Annotated in this window: 16 protein-coding genes; 5 read left to right on the top strand and 11 right to left on the bottom strand. The window is 64.3% G+C overall.

Translation table 11 applies throughout. The annotated features are described in order from the left end of the window. Window positions 1-2: 2 nt before the first annotated feature. The 11 genes from ABLV49_RS12935 to ABLV49_RS12885 form a co-directional block, all read right to left on the bottom strand. Window positions 3-374, bottom strand: coding sequence for a Na+/H+ antiporter subunit C (locus ABLV49_RS12935; protein ID WP_011800924.1), 372 nt, complete (start codon window positions 372-374; stop codon window positions 3-5). After that, on the bottom strand, window positions 374-3,319 hold the full coding sequence (locus ABLV49_RS12930; protein WP_349276962.1) for a monovalent cation/H+ antiporter subunit A: 2,946 nt from the start codon (window positions 3,317-3,319) through the stop codon (window positions 374-376). Before ABLV49_RS12930 ends, ABLV49_RS12935 begins: the two co-directional genes overlap by 1 nt. 227 nt (window positions 3,320-3,546) lie before the next feature. Further along, complete coding sequence (gene dnaJ, locus ABLV49_RS12925; protein ID WP_349276960.1) at window positions 3,547-4,689, bottom strand: molecular chaperone DnaJ; 1,143 nt, start codon at window positions 4,687-4,689, stop codon at window positions 3,547-3,549. Between the two features lie 185 nt (window positions 4,690-4,874). Beyond that, window positions 4,875-6,818, bottom strand: coding sequence for a molecular chaperone DnaK (gene dnaK / locus ABLV49_RS12920; RefSeq protein WP_349276958.1), 1,944 nt, complete (start codon window positions 6,816-6,818; stop codon window positions 4,875-4,877). Window positions 6,819-6,975: 157 nt separating this feature from the next. Continuing rightward, on the bottom strand, window positions 6,976-7,545 hold the full coding sequence (gene grpE, locus ABLV49_RS12915) for a nucleotide exchange factor GrpE (RefSeq protein ID WP_349276956.1): 570 nt from the start codon (window positions 7,543-7,545) through the stop codon (window positions 6,976-6,978). Window positions 7,546-7,755: 210 nt separating this feature from the next. Continuing rightward, complete coding sequence (locus tag ABLV49_RS12910) at window positions 7,756-8,079, bottom strand: winged helix-turn-helix transcriptional regulator (RefSeq protein ID WP_349276954.1); 324 nt, start codon at window positions 8,077-8,079, stop codon at window positions 7,756-7,758. A gap of 223 nt (window positions 8,080-8,302) precedes the next feature. After that, window positions 8,303-9,100, bottom strand: coding sequence for an extensin-like domain-containing protein (locus ABLV49_RS12905; RefSeq protein WP_349276952.1), 798 nt, complete (start codon window positions 9,098-9,100; stop codon window positions 8,303-8,305). 7 nt (window positions 9,101-9,107) lie between these two features. Further along, window positions 9,108-9,485, bottom strand: a complete 378-nt coding sequence (locus ABLV49_RS12900) for a PH domain-containing protein (protein ID WP_011800931.1) — start codon at window positions 9,483-9,485, stop codon at window positions 9,108-9,110. 81 nt (window positions 9,486-9,566) lie between these two features. After that, window positions 9,567-10,670, bottom strand: coding sequence for a YihY/virulence factor BrkB family protein (locus tag ABLV49_RS12895; protein WP_349276950.1), 1,104 nt, complete (start codon window positions 10,668-10,670; stop codon window positions 9,567-9,569). 155 nt (window positions 10,671-10,825) lie between these two features. After that, entirely contained in the window at window positions 10,826-11,767 is a 942-nt protein-coding gene (locus ABLV49_RS12890) for a cation diffusion facilitator family transporter (RefSeq protein ID WP_349276949.1), read from the bottom strand. A 103-nt stretch (window positions 11,768-11,870) separates the two neighbouring features. Further along, the gene (locus ABLV49_RS12885; RefSeq protein WP_349276948.1) at window positions 11,871-12,035 is read right to left on the bottom strand and encodes a hypothetical protein; all 165 of its coding nucleotides are present in this window, start codon (window positions 12,033-12,035) and stop codon (window positions 11,871-11,873) included. A 144-nt stretch (window positions 12,036-12,179) separates the two neighbouring features. Here ABLV49_RS12885 and ABLV49_RS12880 point away from each other — a divergent pair, with 144 nt between their 5' ends. Genes ABLV49_RS12880 through ABLV49_RS12860 form a run of 5 tightly spaced genes read left to right on the top strand, consistent with a single transcriptional unit; the run spans window position 12,180 to window position 15,943 of the window. Next, complete coding sequence (locus ABLV49_RS12880; protein ID WP_349276946.1) at window positions 12,180-12,602, top strand: DUF1924 domain-containing protein; 423 nt, start codon at window positions 12,180-12,182, stop codon at window positions 12,600-12,602. A gap of 46 nt (window positions 12,603-12,648) precedes the next feature. Beyond that, entirely contained in the window at window positions 12,649-13,131 is a 483-nt protein-coding gene (locus ABLV49_RS12875) for a diheme cytochrome c (RefSeq protein ID WP_349276944.1), read from the top strand. A gap of 20 nt (window positions 13,132-13,151) precedes the next feature. Further along, entirely contained in the window at window positions 13,152-13,916 is a 765-nt protein-coding gene (locus ABLV49_RS12870; protein WP_349276942.1) for a cytochrome b/b6 domain-containing protein, read from the top strand. 12 nt (window positions 13,917-13,928) lie between these two features. Beyond that, the gene (locus tag ABLV49_RS12865) at window positions 13,929-14,597 is read left to right on the top strand and encodes a response regulator (protein ID WP_349276940.1); all 669 of its coding nucleotides are present in this window, start codon (window positions 13,929-13,931) and stop codon (window positions 14,595-14,597) included. After that, window positions 14,594-15,943, top strand: a complete 1,350-nt coding sequence (locus ABLV49_RS12860; RefSeq protein WP_349276938.1) for an ATP-binding protein — start codon at window positions 14,594-14,596, stop codon at window positions 15,941-15,943. The genes ABLV49_RS12865 and ABLV49_RS12860 overlap by 4 nt, the downstream gene beginning before the upstream one ends. Window position 15,944: the final 1 nt, after the last annotated feature.

Raw genomic sequence — 15,944 nt, 5'->3', positions numbered from 1 at the left:
GGTCATGGCATGTCCTGCGCATCGTCGGCCTGGCTGCCGTCCACATGGTCGGTGCCCGACATGCCGCGCAAGGCCAGCAGCACCACCAGGAACAGCGCCGTCATGGCAAAGCCGATGACAATGGCCGTCAGCGTCAGCGCTTGGGGCATCGGGTCGGCATAGTGCGACAGGCTCTGCGGCACACCCGGCACCTGCACCAGCACCGGCGCCTTGCCCAGCGACAGTCCCAGCCGCCCCATGCTGAAGATGAACAGGTTGACCGCATACGACAGCAGCGCCAGGCCCATGATGACCTGGAAGGTGCGCGGGCGCAGCAGCAGCCACACGCCCGAGCCGGTCAGCACGCCGATGGCCATCGCCAGGACAATTTCCATCAGAGGCCTCCTGTTTGCGTGGACGAGGCCAGCGCCTCCGGGCTGTCTTCGGCCATCCGGGCGTGGTGGCGATGGCCGCGCACCGACTGGTGGGCAATCGAGGTCAGGATCATCAGCGTGGAGCCCACCACCAGCGCGAAGACGCCGATGTCGAAAAATATCGCACTCGGCACATGGATTTCACCGATCAGCGGCAGCACCCAGTGGGCGGTGTGGCTGGTCAGGAAGGGATAGCCCCAGGCCAGCGAGGCCAGGCCGGTCGCCAGCACGGTCAGCAGTCCCATGGCAATCCAGCGCCGCAGCCGCAGGGGCATGTGCGCTTCGACCCAGTGGGTGCCCGAGATGATGTACTGCAGCAGCAGCGCCACCGACAGCACCAGCCCGGCGACAAAGCCGCCGCCCGGCTCGTTGTGCCCGCGCATGAAGATGAACAAGGCCACCATGACGGCAAACGGCAGCAGCAGCCGCGCCAGCACCGCCGGCACCATCAGGTAGCCCACGGCGGTATCAGGCGCCAGGCGCGGGTTGAGCAGGTCGGTGGCCAGGTCGGGCGGCATGGCGCGCTGCTGCTCGGGCAGGTCCATGGCTTCAAGCGCCGGACGAAAGCGCCGCAGCAGCGCATACACCGTCAGCGCCACGATGCCCAGCACGACGATTTCGCCAAAGGTGTCAAAGCCCCGGAAATCGACCAGCATGACATTGACGACGTTGGTGCCGCCGCCTTCGCTCAGCGCGCGCTCCAGGAAGAAGGTCGAGGTGCTTTCAGGAAAGGGCCGGCTCATCATGGCCCAGGCCAGCAGCGCCATGCCCGTGCCGGCGCCCACCGACAGCAGCAGGTCGCGGTTGCGGCGCAAGCGCGTGCCGCGCCGCTCGGCCCGGCCGATCAGCCGCAGGCTTTCATGGCGCTTGGGCAGCCAGCGCAGGCCCAGCAGGATCAGCACCGTGGTCACGGTTTCCACCACCAGCTGCGTCAGCGCCAGGTCGGGCGCCGAAAACCACAAAAAGGTGATGCAGGTGCACAGCCCGGCCCCGCCCATCAGCGCGAGCGCTGCCATGCGGTGGTATTTGGCCTGCCAGGCGGCAACCACGGCGCAACCCGCGCCCACCGTCCACAGCAGGGCAAAGGCCGGCGACAGCGGCAGCGAAGCCCGGTCGCCCACGTACAGGCCCCGGGTCCACATCGGCAGCGTGCCCGCCGCCAGCACGGCGCATGCCAGCCACAGCATCTGCCACTGCAGGCGCCGCGTGGCCAGCAGCCGCCGGCCCTTGCGCCCGGCCTGGGTCAGCAGGGCCAGCGCGCCATCGAACAGGCGTTTGCCATTGATGCGGTGCATCAGCGGCGGCGCATCGACATGGCCCCGCAGGCGCTGGCGACGCAGCACCCAATACATCAGGGTGCCGCCCAGCATGGCCACGATGCTCATCAAAAAAGGCGTGTTCAGGCCATGCCAGACGGCCAGGCTGAACTCGGGCAGCTCGCCGCCCACCACCGGACGCGCTGCGGCATCGAGGAAGCGGCCCACGGTCCACTCGGGGAAGATGCCGACCACCAGGCAGGCCAGCACCAGCAGCTCGACCGGCACGCGCATCCAGTGCGGCGGTTCGTGGGGCTGGCGGGGCAGGTCGGTGGCCGGCGGGCCGAAGAACACATCGACCGTGAAGCGCAGCGAATAGGCCACGCTGAACATGCCGGCCAGCGTGGCGGCCACCGGCAGCAGCAGGGAAATCAGCGGCGTCGCCTGGATGAAGACGGTTTCGGCAAAGAACATTTCCTTGGACAAAAAGCCGTTGAGCAGCGGCACGCCGGCCATCGCCGCGCTGGCCACCATGGCCAGCGTGGCGGTCACCGGCATCATGGTGCGCAGGCCAGAGAGCCGGCGGATGTCGCGCGTTCCGCTTTCGTGGTCCAGGATGCCGGCCGCCATGAACAGCGAGGCCTTGAAGGTCGCATGGTTCATGATGTGGAACACCGCCGCCACCGCCGCCAGCGGGCTGTTCAGGCCCAGCAGCAGCGTGATCAAGCCCAGGTGCGAAATCGTCGAATAGGCGAGCAGTCCCTTCAGGTCATGCTGGAACATCGCCGCGTAGCCGCCGATCAGCAGCGTGCACAGGCCCGCGCCCCCGACCAGCCAGAACCACGCCTCGGTGCCGCCCAGCACCGGCCACATCCGGGCCAGCAAAAACACGCCGGCCTTGACCATGGTGGCCGAGTGCAGATAGGCCGACACTGGCGTGGGCGCCGCCATGGCATGCGGCAGCCAGAAATGAAACGGAAACTGCGCGCTCTTGGTCAGCGCGCCCAGCAGCACCAGCACCAGGCAGGTCAGGTACAGCGGATGCGCGCGAATCTGCTCCCCGGCGGCCAGAACCCGGTCCAGGTCGTAGCTGCCGACGATGTGGCCGATGACCAGCATGCCGGCCAGCATGCACAGCCCGCCGCTGCCGGTCACCGTCAGCGCCATGCGGGCGCCGCGCCGCGCATCCTTGCGGTGGTGCCAGTAGCCGATCAGCAGGAAGGAAAAAAGGCTGGTCAGTTCCCAGAAAAAAGCCAGCTGGATGATGTTGCCCGACAGCACGATGCCGACCATCGCGCCCATGAAGGCCAGAAAGAACGCAAAAAAGCGCGGCACCGGGTCGCTGGGCGACATGTAGTAGCGCGCATACAGCACCACCAGCGAGCCGATGCCCAGCACCAGCATGCAGAACATCCAGGCAAACCCGTCCAGCCGGATCACCAGGTTGAGCCCGAGCGCCGGCAGCCATTCGATTTCCTGGCGCAGCACGCCGCCGCCTGCGATCTGCGGAAAGTACAGCGCCGCCTGCACCGTGCAGAACAGGGCGATCAGGCCCGCCAGCGTGGATTCGGTGTTGCGCGCATTGGCCGGCAGCACCGCCGCCAGCAGGCTGCCGATGAACGGAAGGAGGATGAGGGTGATCAGGGGCATGCCCGAATGATTTTACGGGCGGGTTTTTGCAAACCAGGCAATAGACCCCGCATGCCCATGTTTTGGGCTGAAACCTGGCCGGAATCTCAGATTGCTATGAAAATAGAAGCGGACTATGACCGTGTGTATTGCGAAAATAGCCAATTTCATCGTGAACTCTGGCCTGAAACGGACGCGCCATGAAAAATGCCGGACTGAATCCGGCATTTCATCAAGGCAGCAACAGGTCAGGCGCCGAAGAAATTCTTCAGCTTGTCGGTCCAGCCTTCTTCGCTGGGCGAATGCTTGGCGCCGCCTTTCTTGATCGACTCGTCGAGTTCCTTGAGCAGCTTGCGCTGGTGTTCGGTCAGCTTGACCGGCGTTTCCACCGTGATGTGGCAGTACAAATCGCCCGGATAGCTCGAACGCACGCCCTTGATGCCCTTGCCGCGCAGGCGGAACTGCTTGCCGGCCTGGGTGCCTTCGGGAATGTCAATCGCCGCCTTGCCCGCCAGCGTCGGCACCTCGATTTCGCCGCCCAGCGCCGCCGTGGTGAAGCTGATGGGCATCGAGCAGTGCAGGTCGTCGCCATCGCGCTCGAAGATGTCGTGCTTTTTCAGCCGGATTTCAATGTACAGGTCGCCGGGCGGCCCGCCGTTGGTGCCGGGCTCGCCGTTGCCGGTCGAGCGGATGCGCATGCCGTCGTCGATGCCGGCCGGAATCTTCACTTCCAGCGTCTTGTTGTTCTTGGTCTTGCCCACGCCGTGGCAGGCCACGCAGGGCGATGGAATCAGCTTGCCGCTGCCCTTGCACTGCGGGCAGGTCTGCTGCACGCTGAAAAATCCCTGGCGCATCTGCACCACGCCGTGGCCGTGGCAGGTGGTGCAGGTGGCGACCTTGGTGCCGGGCTTGGCGCCGCTGCCGTGGCAGGTCGTGCAGTCGTCCCAGCTCGGGATGCGGATTTGCGCTTCCTTGCCGGCTGCCGCTTCTTCGAGCGTGACTTCCATCGCATAGCTCAGGTCGCCGCCGCGATAGACCTGCCGGCCGCCGCCGCCCTGGGCGCCGCCGCGCTGGCCGCCGAACACGTCGCCAAAAATGTCGCCGAAGGCCTCGGCAAAACCGCCAAAGCCTTCAGCGCCCGGACCGCCGCCCCGGTTGGGATCGACACCGGCATGGCCGTACTGGTCGTAGGCCGCGCGTTTTTGGGCATCGGAAAGCATCTCGTAAGCTTCCTTGGCTTCCTTGAACTTGTCTTCGGAAACCTTGCTCGTATCACCCTGGTTGCGGTCGGGGTGGTGCTTCATCGCAAGCTTGCGGTAGGCTTTTTTGATGTCTTCATCGCTGGCGTTCTTGGGAACGCCGAGCGTGTCGTAATAGTCTTTTTTGGCCATGTCAGGTCAGGCAATCATTGTTAAAAGTTCTCGGTGGTCAGCAAAGGCAAGGGTGGCCGGAAGCGGCGCGTAGTTCATGAAGCGGTAAAACGCAAAAGCGGAAAGCCGGGATTGCTCCTGGTTTCCGCTCTTGCGCTGGCTACGCATTTTCATGCATTGAGCAAGCCGTCTCGGGCCGGCTCAAATTAGCCCTTCTTGACTTCCTTGACTTCGGCGTCCACCACATTGTCGTCGGCGGCGGGCTTGGCCTGGGCTTGTTCGGCACCGGGTGCCGCGCCTGCGTCGCCGCCGGCGGCTTGCGAAGACTGCATGTCGGCATACATCTTTTCGCCGAGCTTCTGGCTGGCTTCCATCAGGGCGGCGTTCTTGGCTTCAATCGCGGCCTTGTCGTCGCTCTTGAGGGCTTCTTCCATGTCCTTGATGGCGGCTTCGATTTTTGCCTTTTCGCCGGCGTCGAGCTTGTCTCCATACTCGCCCAGCGATTTTTTCACGCTGTGGACCATGGCTTCGGCGCTGTTCTTGGCCTGCACGAACTCGACCTTTTTCTTGTCGTCCTCGGCGTTCAGTTCGGCATCCTTCACCATCTGCTGGATTTCAGCTTCGGACAAACCGGAGTTGGCCTTGATGGTGATCTTGTTTTCCTTGCCGGTGCCCTTGTCTTTCGCGCCGACGTGCAGGATGCCGTTGGCGTCGATGTCGAACGACACTTCGATCTGCGGCGTGCCGCGCGATGCCGGTGGAATGCCTTCAAGGTTGAACTCGCCCAGCGCCTTGTTGCCCGAAGCAATCTCGCGCTCGCCCTGGAACACCTTGATCGTCACGGCCGGCTGGTTGTCTTCAGCGGTCGAGAAGGTCTGGGCGAACTTGGTCGGGATGGTCGTGTTCTTCTTGATCATCTTGGTCATCACGCCGCCCATGGTTTCGATGCCCAGGGACAGCGGCGTCACGTCGAGCAGCAGCACGTCGGAGCGGTCGCCCGACAGCACCTGGCCCTGAATCGCGGCGCCAACGGCCACGGCTTCGTCGGGGTTCACGTCCTTGCGCGGCTCCTTGCCGAAGAATTCCTTGACCTTTTCCTGCACCTTGGGCATGCGCGTCATGCCGCCGACCAGGATCACGTCATGGATGTCGCCAACGCTCACGCCGGCGTCCTTGACGGCCACGCGGCAAGGGGCAATCGTGCGCTCGATGAGTTCCTCGACCAGGCTCTCCAGCTTGGCGCGGGTCATCTTGATGTTCAGGTGTTTCGGGCCTGAAGCGTCAGCGGTGATGTAGGGCAGGTTGATGTCGGTCTGCGCGCTGTTCGAGAGTTCGATCTTGGCTTTTTCGGCGGCTTCCTTCAGGCGCTGCAGGGCCAGCACGTCGTTCTTGAGGTTGACGCCGGAGTCCTTCTTGAACTCGTCGATGATGAAGTCGATGATGCGCTGGTCGAAGTCTTCGCCGCCGAGGAAGGTGTCGCCGTTGGTGGACAGCACTTCAAACTGCTTTTCGCCATCGACATCGGCAATCTCGATGATCGAGATGTCGAAGGTGCCGCCGCCCAGGTCATACACCGCAATCTTGCGGTCGCCCTTTTCCTGCTTGTCCAGGCCAAAGGCCAGCGCGGCTGCGGTGGGTTCGTTGATGATGCGCTTGACATCCAGGCCGGCAATGCGGCCGGCGTCTTTCGTCGCCTGGCGCTGGGCGTCATTGAAGTACGCGGGCACGGTGATCACGGCTTCGGTGACGGGCTCGCCAAGGTAGTCTTCGGCGGTTTTCTTCATCTTGCGCAGGATGTCGGCGCTGACCTGCTGGGCCGACAGCTTCTTGCCGCGCACTTCGATCCAGGCGTCGCCGTTGTCGGCGGGCACGATGGAGTAAGGCATCAGGCCGATGTCTTTTTGCACTTCTTTTTCGGTGAACTTGCGGCCGATCAGGCGCTTGACGGCGTAGAGCGTGTTGCGTGGGTTGGTCACGGCCTGGCGCTTGGCCGATGCGCCGACCAATACTTCGCCATCTTCCTGGTAGGCAACGATGGACGGGGTGGTGCGGGCGCCTTCCGAGTTTTCAATGACGCGGGGCGTGTTGCCCTCCATGATGGAGACGCAGCTGTTGGTCGTGCCCAAGTCGATACCGATGATTCTTCCCATGATGTACTCCAGTTTTTGTTTGGTTAAGGTTTGGATGCCGGGCGGACCGCTTGCTGGGTTGCCCTGGTCATCAAGCTGCTGAAAACTTGCGGATAAGTTCTACAACTTCAAGTGCTTCAGGTTTTTATTTGTCGTTGAAAAGGTCGTCAACGGGTCGTTATTGCGGCGCTGCCACCGTGACGAGGGCAGGGCGCAGCACGCGCTCGGCAATCAGGTAGCCCTTTTGCAGCACGGCCACCACGGTGTTGGCTTCCTGCGCGGCAGGCACCATGCTGATGGCCTGGTGCTGGTGCGGATCGAACCGGGCTCCGGCTGGCGGATTGATCTCGATCACCTTGTTGCGCTCCAGCGCGGCCTTGAGCTGCTTGAGCGTGGCCTGCGAGCCTTCGCGCAGCTGCTCCAGCGTGGCTTCCTTCATGTTCAGGCCGGCTTCCAGGCTGTCGAGCACGGGCAGCAGGCTTTCGGCGAAGCTTTCAAGGGCGAACTTGCGTGCCTTGGAAATTTCATCCTCGGCGCGGCGGCGGGCGTTTTCAGCCTCGGCCTTGGCGCGCAGGTAGTTGTCGGACAGTTCGGTGTTCTTGGCCTGCAGGACTGCCAGCTGGGCCTGGGCCTCGCTGGCCGCATTCATCGCGTCAAACTCGTCGGCCGCCTGTGCCGCTTCGAGTTCTTCGGGGCTGGGCTCGCCGGTCAGGTCTTGGTTCTGTTCGGGTTGTTTGTTCTCGGGCATGTTGGTAGAAGAGGTTTGAAGCTGCTAAGTTGACTAGCTTGGGATGGCAAATCCCTTTTCAAGTCAGGGATTTCTCGATTGACGATGAAATGTCGGCGGTTGCAGCACTGGCAGACCGCCAGTGCTGACTTGATGAGCACCAACGGCAAACAACAGGCGCAAGGCCTGTTGTTTGCCGTTGGACCGGCGCAGAACGCCGGTTGTTGACGCTTATTTGGCGTTGTCGGCGCTGACCTTGGTCTGGCTGACGGCCCACTTGCCGGCAAACGCCTGCAGGTCGTTCAGGCGTTTGAGCAGGTCCGCGCCCAGCGTGGTGACGGTGTAGCCTTTTTCGCCATGGCCGAGCAGGCCGGCGGCGCGCAATTCCTTGATGCGGGTGTTCAGGGTGTTGGGCGTGATGTTGCCGATGCTGTCCTGGAGCAGCCGGAAGGTCTGGGGATGACCGTCTTTCAGTGCCCACAGCACACGCAGTGCGTAGCGCGATTCCAGCAGTTCAAGCAGCAGGCTTACGGCGGCGTTTTCTTTGGCACTCATGGTTATCTCCTCGGGTCAGTCAGGTCACAGGGAATGGGGATTTGGCTCAGCAAAAGCTTGGCGCCAAATATAACGCAAATTCCCCTCTGCTACGAGTTTTATAGCTGATCACGCCCGTGCTGTTTGGACTGGCGGGCTAAAACCCTTGAAAATCCGTAACAACCCAGGCCACCCCAGGCCCCCGAATTTACAGGGCGCGACCTTCGGCTTTAACAAACTACCGCTAGCGGCACAGGGCGTAGCCGCCGGTTTCCAGGTGGAAATGGTCGCGGTGCACGGCGTTGTAGTCGGGACCGAGCACACCGTTGAAGAGCCGGCAGGCGCCCTGATGCGCATCGGCCAGCATCCGCGCTTCAGCGCCGGGCGGCGTGGCCGCATCGGCAGGCCGCCAATCCTTCAGCACGGTGATGCGCTTTCCGTTTTGCAGCGTAAAGCCGGCAATGTCGAGCGCATTGGCCGTGGCATGGCGGCTGCGCGAGGCGCCTGGCGCATTCGGCGCCGAGCCCTCGCCACGGTTGATGTTGCGGCAGGCGTAACTGCCGAGGTGGTCGATGGCGGCTACGCGCTGGCCGAAGTGCTGCTGGGCGGCGGGCTGCAGCGCATGCTGTTCCCACATGAAAAAAGACAAGGCCATCGGGCAGCTGAGCGACAGCGGCGCGCCCAGGCGCACCCCGGCCGTGCGCAGGAGGACCGCATTCTCAAAGCCGCAACCCGGGCCGGTGACGCGGTCGGGCAAGCGGTCGTAGGCCATTTTGGTTTGCGCCAGCGCGTTCAGGCAGCGCACCGGGTCGCTGCGGGTTCGCGACAACTTGTAGCCGGTCAGGAAATCCGGTGGCGCCATGACATCGAGCGGTGCCCAGGGATTGAAGCGGTCTGGAATCACGATGGCGCCGCTGTACCAGCCATAGGCGCCGGCGGCAATCGCGCCGCAGATAACGACGAGGCCAAGCCAGTGGCGCTGGCGTGGCTGCGCGGACGGTGGTGGCGGGGCGTGGTGTCCTGGCGAGCCGGGCGGCGGCATGGGCTGCCTAGCGCAGCACGTAGCCCGCCAGCACGCTTTGCACCTCGTAGATGCTCAGCTTCTTGTTGAAGCGCTTTTGAAAAGGCAGGGCGGTTCCCGAAATCCAGATTTTCAGCTCGGCGTCCAGGTCGAAGTGGCCGCCGGTCTCGACGCTGAAATGCGTGATGCTTTTGTACGGGATCGAGTGGTACTCGACCTTGCTGCCGGTCATGCCCTGCTTGTCCACCAGCACCAGGCGCTTGCTGGTGAACACAAAGTAGTCGCGGATCAGCTGGTAGGCATGTTCGACCTGCTCGCCGGCGGCCAGTATCTGCTCGAACTCCTGTTGAATTTTTCCGGCATCGATCTTCGACGCGTTGCCCATCATTCCGTCCAGTAAGCCCATGGTGAATCCTTGTAGAAAATTGTCGGTCCTGCCGATGTTATGCGCTGGGTTGCAAAAGACGCCGAACTGGCGCAACCTGGCTCAGATCCGTCTGCGGGTTGTGTATTTCAGCAGCAGGCGCAGCGCAAGAAAGGCCGCGGCGCTGCCCGCATAAACGATGGCGCGCTGCTTCAGGGAGGCGTGGCCGGGGGGATCGCCTGAAAGCGCCGGGCGGCACACATCGGCTGTGCCCGGCGTGTTCGGTAACGCTGGCTGGGGCTGGCTCACTGCAATCGGAGCGTCGTGTTGTTGAGCCGGTAGCATGGTGGATGAAGGCGCATCGGCCGCTTTGCCAGCGCCGGCCAGCGAGCCGTGAGCATTGGCATACACCCAGGTGAACTCCGCGCCCAGCAGGAAGATCTGCGCCGAGTAATACACCCACACCAGCAGCACGACCAGCGAGCCGGCGGCCGCGAAGGACGAGGTCACGCTGCTTTTGCCGATGTACAGGCTGATCAGCCACTTGCCGACTTCAAACAGCACGGCCGTCACGCCCGCGCCTGTCCAGACATCGCGCCAGCCGATCTTGGCCTGCGGCATGACCTTGAAGATCATGGCAAACAGGACCGTGGCAACACCGAGCGAAAACAGGGTGTTGATGAGGTAGAGCAGGGATTCCCAGCCCGGCAACAGCCTGCTGGCCCAACTGCCAAGGGCCGCAATGGCGGCATTGCTCACCAGCGACACCAGCAGCAAAAAGCCAAGCCCCAGGATAAAACCAAATGACAGCAGGCGACTGCGCAAGATCGCCCAGAGACCCGAGATCTTCGGTGCCTTCGGCACTTGCCAGATCCGGTCCAGCGAACTTTGCAGCTCGGCAAACACCGTGGTGGCGCCGATGACCAGCACGACGATGCTGATGGCGGTCGCCACCAGTCCTTGCGTGGGCTGGTTGGCGCTTTCAATCAGCGCCTGCACGCCCTGGGCGCCTTCTTTGCCGATCAGCCCCGACAGCTGGCCGACGATTTCACCTTGGACCGCCTCGCGCCCCCAGACAAAGCCGGCCACGGCAATCACGATGATCATCAGCGGCGCAATCGAAAACACCGTGTAGTAGGAAATGGCCGCACCCATGCTGGGCGCGTAATCGTCGATCCAGGCCATGACCGACTTTTTGACAAGCGCGTAAAAATGGTTGAAGTTCATGGTTCATCCGGCGCCGGGAGGTGGTCGGCGGCTTCTTGACCCCAGTGTGTCGAACGCCAGCCGGCCGCACCGTCGGCCTGAACTCACGAATGCTGTAGGCGGCGGGCGACTTCTCTTGTTTCAGGGCCGGGTTCAGGGCGTGATGGCCGGGGATTTCACCACTTCGGCATGGTCCAGGTCGGACGCTTCCACGGGTCCACATGGGTCATCAGGTTCAGCACGCGGTGACGCTTGAGCACCCGCTGCCGCGCCTGCACTGCGATGTCGTGGCCGGCTTCCACGGTGATCATGGCATCGACCTCGATATGCGCATCGACGACGATCATGTCGCCCATCTTGCGGGTGCGCACGTCGTGCACGTCGCTGACGCCGGGCGTTTCGATCAGGGTTTGCCGAATGGCCTCGACTTCCTGCTCGTCCACGGCGCGGTCCATCAGGTCGTGCAGGGCGTCCCAGCCGAATTCCCAGCCCATTTTGGTGACCATGAAACCCACGATCAGCGCGGCAATCGGGTCCAGGATCGGGTAGCCCGCCAGGTTGCCGATGATGCCGATGCCCACCACCAGCGACGACGCCGCATCCGAACGGGCATGCCAGGCGTTGGCCACCAGCATGCTGGACTTGACGCGCTTGGCCACCGCCAGCATGTAGCGAAACAGCGACTCCTTGGCGATCAGGGCGATGCCGACCACCCACAGCGCGCTGGCATGGACCTGCGGCACGGTCTCTGGCGACTGGAGCTTGCCAATCGCCGACCACAGCATGCCCACGCCCACCACCAGCAAAATGACGCCCAGCGCCAGCGAGGCGGCGGTTTCAAAGCGCTGGTGGCCGTAGGGATGGTCTTCGTCCGCGTCCTTCTTGCTGTGATGGCCCGCAAACAGCACCACGAAGTCGGCGACCAGGTCGGACAGCGAATGGATGCCGTCGGCAATCAGGCCCTGGGACTTGGACAGGATGCCGGCGCCGATCTGGCCGACCGTCAGGACGAGGTTGACGCCCACGCTGACCCAGGTGCTGCGCGAAGCGGCCGCCGCGCGTTCGGCCGGGCCGTGCTGGCTGTCTTCGGTGTCATCGGCGAGGTCGTTGAATTTCATTGAGGATGGCTGGGTAGAAGGGGCTGGGAGGACGGGTGCCCGGGATACAGACGCAGAGCTTACCTTGCGGCATTGACAGGATTCAAGTTGCCGGCGTCCTGCTTCAGGTCATGTGCCTGTAACCCATCGCATCCGGTTGATGGGGTTCACCTGGATGGCTGCCCAGGCTGAGCGGAATCGACAGGAAGGCCGTGATGACGACCGGCACGAGTGCGGCGCACAGCACCCAGAGGTATTGGCGGATGAAGAGGCTAAGAGCGGGATGCATGATGGGTTTCCTTGTGCAGTGGGTGAATGCGTCAATCCTGATGGCTGCTGCTTAAGGCTGTCTGAGGCCGCGCAGGCTCGGGCTTAAGAAAGCGCTAAGAACGCCGCCGCATCATGAAGACAACCCCAAAAACGAGGAGTCTTCATGAAGCTGTCATCCCTGCACCCATCGCCGTTTAAAGCCTTGCTGGCTGCAGCCGCTCTGGCCTGCGCCGCCATCGCCCCAGTCGCCCGCGCCGCGACGCCAGAGGAGCAGTTGGCCGGCTACACGGCCCAGGCTGGAGCGCCTGCCGTGCCGGCGCGCGGGCAGCAATTCTTCAACACGCGCCACAGTCGCGAATGGAGTTGCGCCTCCTGCCACGGCGCCTTGCCGACACAGGCTGGCAAGCATGCATCCACCGGCAAATCCATCAGCGCGCTGGCGCCGGCTTTCAACCCCGAGCGTTTCACCGACACGGCCAAGACCGAAAAATGGTTTCGCCGCAACTGCAACGATGTCGCGGGCCGCGAATGCACGGCCGCCGAGAAAGCCGATGTGCTGAGCTGGCTGCTGGCGCTCAAGCGTTGACCCTTCGCGCTTCAGGACTTCATTCATTTTCACAAGGATCAGCGCCATGTCATTCCGGTTTCCTTCACTCTCCACCAAAGTCCTGTTCGGTTTACTTGCCACCATCTGCGCCACGCAGGCGGCGATGGCCGATGGCGACAGGCGCATGGTGCCGCTGTTGCCCCAATACAAGCAGGAATGCGCCGCCTGCCACCTGGCGTATCCGCCCGGCATGCTGCCGGCTGCCTCGTGGAAACGGGTCATGGCCAGCCTGCCCAGGCATTACGGAACCGACGCGTCGCTCGACCCGGCGACGGTCAAGGAGCTTTCCACCTGGCTGGGCGCCCATGCAGGCACCTACAAGCGCGTCAGCGAAGAGCCGCCGCAGGACCGAATCACCACGTCAAGCTGGTTCGAGCGCAAGCACCGTGAGGTGACCAACGATGCCTGGAAACGGGCCGCCATCGGCAGCCGGGCCAACTGCGCCGCCTGCCACACCCGCGCCGACAAGGGTGACTTCGACGAAGACAACGTCCGCATTCCGAAATAAGACCCCTCAATGAGAAAGCCATGACTACCCATACCTTTCCTTCTCCAGAACCCTCTGCGGCGCCGGCTGGCGCGCAAACCCAGGCGCCCCGTCCGCAAAGCCGCCGCGTGGTGGATGCGCCCACGCGCATGCTGCACTGGCTGATGGCGCTGAGTTTTACCGGCGCCTACCTGACTGCCGACGGCGAGCGCTGGCGCCTGATGCATGTGACGCTGGGCTATACCCTGGCCGGCTTGCTGGTGGCGCGCGTGTTGTGGGGCCTGCTCGGGCCGCGCCAGGCCAGGCTGGCCATGCTGTGGCGCAAGTTGCAGGGCCTGCCGGCGTGGCTGAAGTCGCTGCCGAACGTCAAGTCCATCGCCACGGCGCAGCCCGCCTGGCGCCAGGGCCAGAACCTCATGATGGCGCTGGCCATCGTGCTCATCCTGGGCGTGGTGGCGCCGCTGACGCTCAGCGGCTATGCGGTCTGGGACGAGTGGGGCAGCGAATGGCTCGAAGATGTGCATGAATTTTTCGGCAATGCCATGCTGGCCGTGGTGCTGGCGCATATCGGGCTGATTGGCTTGCTGAGCCTGCTGCGGCGCAAGAACCAGGCGCTGCCCATGCTGACCGGCCGCGCCGCCGGCCCCGGCCCGGACCTGGCCAGGCGCAACCACGGCATTCTGGCGGCCGCTGTGCTGGCCTGCGTGCTGGGTTTTTGGGGCTGGCAGTGGAGCGAGGCGCCGCAAAACGCGGGCGTCCAGGACGCGGCGCAGACTGATAATTCCCGCAACATCGACCGCGACTGAAAGAAAACATCCATGCGCATCCTGCTGGCCGAAGACGATTCACTGCTGGGCGACGGCCTGCGCGCCGGGCTGCGCCAGCTTGGCTTTCAGGTGGACTGGGTGCGCGATGGCGAAGCCGCCGAGCGCGAGTTGCGCGCCCAGCCTTACGAAGCCGCCGTGCTCGACCTCGGGCTGCCGCGCAAGGACGGGCTGGATGTGCTGGCGGCCGTGCGCCGCGCCGGGGTCAAGACGCCGGTGCTGGTGCTGACCGCGCGCGATGCCGTGCCCGACCGCATACGCGGACTCGATGTCGGCGCCGACGACTACGTGGTCAAGCCGGTCGATCTGCACGAGCTGGCCGCGCGGCTGCGCGCGCTGGTGCGCCGCGCGCACGGCCAGACGCAGGAGTGCCTGAGCGCGCAGGATGTCGAGCTGGACCCGGCGTCCCGCACCGTGCGCAAGGCGGGCGAGCCGGTCACGCTTTCGACGCGGGAATTCGACCTGCTGCAGGCCTTCATGCTCAGCGCCGACCGCGTGCTGTCGCGCGAACAGCTGGAGCAGCAGCTCTACAGCTGGGGCCAGGAAGTCGAGAGCAACGCCATCGAGGTGCATATCCACAATCTGCGGCGCAAGCTCGGTCCGGCGCTGATCCACACCGTGCGCGGCGTCGGCTACATGCTGCAGAAGGACCTGTCCAGATGATCCGGGCGCCCCGATCCCTGCAAAACCGGCTGCTGCTGCTGGTGCTGTCCGGCGTGGCGCTGGTCTGGCTGGTGACCTCGGTGCTGACCTGGTTCGATGTGCGCCATGAACTGGACGAGCTGCTCGACGGCCACCTGGCGCAGGCCGCCGCCCTGCTGGTGGTGCAGCAGGCGCAGGAGATGGAAGAGGACGACGGCCAGGGCCTGGACGCGCCCACGCTGCACCGCTATGCGCCCAAGGTGGCGTTCCAGGTTTTTCATGAAGACCGGCTGGCGCTGCGTTCGGCCAATGCGCCGGTCGCGCCCATGGTCGAGGCCGGAAAAAAATTCACCTCCGGCTTCAGGACCGTGCGGATCGGGGGCATGGCCTGGCGCGTTTTCGCCGCCCAGGGCGCCAGGCGCGACGTGCAGGTCTATGTGGGCGAGCAGGTGAGTTCGCGCAACTCCATTTTGTGGGCGGTGCTGCGCAGCACCCTGTGGCCGATGGCGGTGGCGCTGCCGCTGCTGGTGCTGGCGGTGTGGTGGGCGGTGCGCCTGGGCGTGCAGCCGATTCGCCAGCTCGGGCGCGTACTGGCCGAGCGCCAGCCGCAGGCGCTGAGTCCGGTCGCCATCAACCATTTGCCTGACGAGATGGCGCCCATGATCGCCGCCCTGAACAGCCTGTTCGAGCGCATAGCCCTGCTGCTGGAGTCCGAGCGCCGCTTCACGGCCGACGCGGCGCACGAGCTGCGCACGCCGATTGCCGCCATCCGCATGCAGGCGCAAGTCGCCATGGGTGAGTCTGACAATGCCCTGCGGCAGCACGCGCTGCAGGGCACGCTCGAAGGCTGCGACCGCGCGACTCGGCTGGTCGAGCAGTTGCTCAGCCTGTCCCGGCTCGAAGCGGCAGAATCGCCCGCCATGGCCGATGTCGATTTGCGGGCACTGGCCCAGCGCGTCGTGGCCGAACTGGCGCCCAAGGCGATTGGCAAACGCCAGTCGCTCGAATTCGAAGCCAGCGAGCCCTGCACCATTCCGGGCAACGAGACGCTGCTGGCGGTGCTGGTGCGCAACCTGGTGGACAACGCGGTGCGCTACAGTCCCGCCGCCGCGCACATCAGGGTGGACGTGCAACAGCAGAACGGGCAAGTGGTGCTGCATGTCGAGGACAGCGGGCCCGGCCTTGATGACGCCGACCGCCAGCGGCTTGGCGAGCGTTTCTTCCGCGTCACCGGCAGCCTGGAGAGCGGCAGCGGGCTGGGCTGGTCCATCGTGCGGCGCATCGCGGCCGTTCACCGGCTGAAGATGGACGTTGGGCGATCTGCGCGGCTGGGCGGGCTGTCTGTGCGCGTTATTTATGATAAATAAT

The organism is Polaromonas hydrogenivorans (genome assembly GCF_040105105.1).
GTDB classification, from domain to species: Bacteria; Pseudomonadota; Gammaproteobacteria; order Burkholderiales; family Burkholderiaceae_C; genus Polaromonas; species Polaromonas hydrogenivorans.
This window is presented reverse-complemented; position numbering and strand designations above follow the sequence as displayed.